We start from the raw sequence: 3,916 nt of genomic DNA on the forward strand, positions 1-3,916 counted from the left end.
GGTAGCCCAAATCCTCAAACGTAAGACAACGCTTATCGGATGAATCTACTTCTTCTATAGGTTCACCTACATGTAGCTGCTGCCGATTTAAATGAATAGTAACAAAATTATCTTTATCCAAAGGTGGAGTGGAGACACCTACGCTGGCCTCTGCCAAGCCGTATACAGGATACATGATATTTTTTTTTAATCCATGTACACTCATGGCTTCCATAAATACATGGCAAAGCTCCACCGATATGGGCTCAGCCCCATTTAAAATCATGCGAACACTTGACAAATCCCAGTTATCTGCTGTTTTGGATTTATATTGATCAAGGAAAAATTTATAACCGAAGTTAGGAGAACAGATTTGAGTCACCTTATGCTCCGACACCTTTTTTAGCCATAATGAAGGACGTCTTATAAAAAGAGCTGTTGGCATAATGAGCTGCTTGGCATGGGCGATGACACAAGTTAAATGAAAAGCGATCAATCCCAAATCATGTGTGAGTGGCATCCAGCCTAGATAGGCATCACTTGAAGTCATTCCCGTTTGATTGGTGATATCCCGAATATTGTATACGAGATTCTCATGCGTCAGCATGACTCCCTTGGGATCACCTGTCGAACCAGAGGAAAATTGAATAAACGCCAAATCCTCCGGTCTGGATTGATGAATGGTCCCTTTGTTCTGATCGGAATAATCAAAATCATGGCTAGAAAAGGTCGCTTCTTTCACAGAATCAAAGAAATCCAGCATCTCATGCTGATGAGAATACTTTTCTAACTGCTCTAATACTTTATGATCCGCAATCATGTAAGGGCAAGTAAGGGTACTCCAGATTTTAAATAGCTTCATTTTATGTTCATCATTATTCCCGATACTTACAGGTACGGGGACGATTCCGCCGAGCAGACAGCCCCAAAACACATTCACAAAGGTATGATTGTCTTCAATTTGCATAATTAGCTTATTGCCAGGCTGTACTCCTTTTTCCTGCAATTGATGAAGTACCTGCAGTGCTTGCTCCAGAAGCTGACTGTAGCTTACATACTCCTCCTGTGTATCACCCGAAATGAAAATAATTCCATTTTCAGCTCTACTGGCTCGGTCCTGAATGATTTCAATTAAAGTTTGAAACTGCTCCATCCTGATCCCTCCTCAAAAGGTCTAAAACTTCCTCCTGCTCTCCTGCAGATACTTGTTTGGTTTGCAATATCAGGCGAATACACTCCAGCGCTTCGCGTCTTAGTTCATAAGCAGAAGAAGATTTGCCCGATTCTATGCTTTTGAGTAACTCCTCCAACCTGTGAATAGGTAAAATAACCCCCTTATGATACTCATCCTCATTCCAATTGGCATTGGGTGTAGACACCGCCACCGCCAGCAGTTTGACCAACCAATCACGGATCGAAAAACGACGTTCCAGCTCAATCCGATCCAAGTCTCTGTCCAAGGAAAGCACCTCAAAAGCGATGTTTGTTTCCTTTGCCAAGTTTTTCAGCACCGTTCGCGGTCCTAATTCAATTCCCTGCTTCACCCCATGTTTCTCCATATACTGCATCGTTTGTATCCACCGCACTGGATGGATCATTTGCAAATGCAAACCTTGACGAATGCTGTTGGCATCCGTATATGGCAGTGCTGTAACATTAGAAATGACAGGCCACAGCGGTTCATGAAACGTATATTTTTGCAATTCCAATGCTAATCGGTCAGCAGCATGCTGCATAAGCGGGCTGTGAAAAGGGCCGCTTACCTGCAAACGGGTAATTTGGAACCCACGTTGCTCTAATTGTCCCGCCACCGCAGCAACAGAGGCATGATGACCAGAAACGACGTATTGATAGGAGGAGTTATAACAAGCGATGGAAATAGGCTGACTGGTTACGGCATAGTGATCGCACAGCTCTTCTAGCAGAGTTAAATCAGCCCCTCGAACAGCAATCATGCAACCCACTCCGGCCTCTGAGGCTTCTTCCATAAAGCGTCCCCGTTCTTGTACCACCCGCAAAGCATCGCCAAACGATAAGACTCCGCTGCTTACCAATGCAGAATACTCACCCAAACTATGCCCTGCAGAAAATTCGGGAATAATCCCAACATCGTGCATGTAACGTCTGAATGCGATTACACTAATTGTGAGTAGTGCAGGCTGGGTGTAGGATGTTCTGGATAATTGGGAGATGGGTCCTTTCATACATAAAGTTTTCAAATCATACCCCAAAATATCAGCAGCCTCTTCAAAAATGTGACCTGCCTCTGAAAAACCGTCATGCCATGCCGCTCCCATCCCGACATACTGAGATCCTTGTCCCGAAAAAAGCAAAGTCATGTGATTCATGTCCAACCCCTTTCCTCACCATAAAAAAGCGGTAAAACAAATGTTTTATGGGATTCAGATGTTCACATTCCTATGTATTTAAGATAGATACAGCAAAAACAACAAAATGTCTTGCCACAAACAAACAGTAATCGACATGTTAAAGTAAATCGTTTTTGAGTTTCATGATGTAATCAGAAATAAAAGTGTGTAAGTAGACTTGGAAGTGTAAAAAAATGGAGTGTGCTGGAAGTTCAGAGTTGATACTTAGAAACTTCAGCATCATAGATGAGTGTAAGACATAGGTTAAGGCTATTAATTTATTATAAACATTAAAATGAATTAAAGTACAGTGATATATACTACATATATTTTATAAACCAAAAGAATATCCTCTTTTGTTTAAAAAAAGGAATTGTTTTCAGCTTTTTAATGAATTTACATGAAAATTTCGTATTCTAAACTATTGACTGGCATCTATCGTTAAAACAAAAAAAGCCGCCAATTTGGCGACTTATTATACATAGTTGTTGTCCTTCGACAGTAATCGACGGTTAGGCGTCGTCATAGATACGTAACTAATTAAGTAGCGAACTCCAAAGCGATTTATCTCCTTATGCAGTTTCCTTAATAGCTACAATGTGCAAGCGGCTACTGTCGATCCTCCACTGACTTCGTTGTGGCTTCGTTCAAACGCTGTAAAAGGGTAACAGCTTCAGCCCGTGTGACTTGCGCTTTGGGGCGAAGGTATCCTTCATTAGCGGTAAGGACCCCCATCTTGGTTAGGGTGTAGAATGCTTCTGCCTTTTGATCCTGGGAATCGCCATCATAGAAGTACTCTTCTCCAGTCTTGTCGATGTACAGCACCGGATAGTAGGCCGAGAAATTGTCATTGTAATTGGCCTGACGAACTTTCATATCCTTGTACTGCGCAGCTGCGGAAATCACTTCCTCAATCTCAGGATGAAGCGTCTGATTGGTATAATCCGTCCGAAGAGAGGCAATCATCATCACATCCCAGCGGGTCAATGGTTTGTCAGGCTTGACATAGAATTGATAGTTTGGATATTTCCCCCCAACACTTTCAGCATACGGCCAAACATAGTCCCCGTTGAATATTGCTGCAAAATCTTTATTCGCCCAGTGTTTACGCGCATCCACAAAGTCGGAAGATTTGCCGGAAGAATGATCGATTTCTGGAAAAAGCTTGTGAAACATATGTACAAATTCCGCTTTCGTTATAGTTTTGCTTGGCTTGAAGGTCCCATCTGCATAGCCCTTGACAACGCCCTTGTCGACCATGGAACGAATCGATTCGGCAGCCCATTCATATTTTGTTCCTTCCACATCTGAAAACGTGTTTGCCGCGAATGCAGATTGACCGAAAAACAGTGTCGTCGCAACCAACGGGGTGATAAGCCATTTCTTTTTCAACATCTCTTCACACTTCCTTTAGGTAAAATTTATGTATAAAATAGTTCTCAAGACTCAATTTTATATCGGCATTTCAAAAGAAAATGATGATATTAGAGAGAAAAAAAGTACTGTTAAACAGTATTTTGGAATATCGACAATCAGTATTTGAAAAATGCTATGGATACAAGTTATAA

3 protein-coding genes are annotated in these 3,916 nt (G+C 41.8%); all 3 read right to left on the reverse strand.

Annotated elements, in window-relative coordinates; translation table 11 throughout:
* The coding region (locus GRP75_RS20925; RefSeq protein ID WP_160790263.1) for an AMP-binding protein at window positions 1-1,132 on the reverse strand (1,132 nt) is incomplete at its 3' end.
* Window positions 1,107-2,327, reverse strand: a complete 1,221-nt coding sequence (fabD, locus tag GRP75_RS20930) for an ACP S-malonyltransferase (protein WP_160790264.1) — start codon at window positions 2,325-2,327, stop codon at window positions 1,107-1,109. The genes fabD and GRP75_RS20925, both read right to left, overlap by 26 nt.
* Window positions 2,328-2,957: 630 nt before the next feature.
* The gene (locus GRP75_RS20935; RefSeq protein ID WP_160790265.1) at window positions 2,958-3,743 is read right to left on the reverse strand and encodes an S-layer homology domain-containing protein; all 786 of its coding nucleotides are present in this window, start codon (window positions 3,741-3,743) and stop codon (window positions 2,958-2,960) included.
* Between the last annotated feature and the right edge of the window lie 173 nt (window positions 3,744-3,916).

This window comes from Paenibacillus sp. OT2-17 (assembly GCF_009827695.1).
Lineage (GTDB): Bacteria > Bacillota > Bacilli > Paenibacillales > Paenibacillaceae > Paenibacillus > Paenibacillus polymyxa_B.

What these genes read in the sequence shown, in the direction of transcription:
- fabD (WP_160790264.1), bottom strand. Translation starts at nt 2,327, where the DNA reads ATGAATCACATGACTTTGCTTTTTTCGGGACAAGGATCTCAGTATGTC.
- GRP75_RS20935 (WP_160790265.1), bottom strand. Translation starts at nt 3,743, where the DNA reads ATGTTGAAAAAGAAATGGCTTATCACCCCGTTGGTTGCGACGACACTG.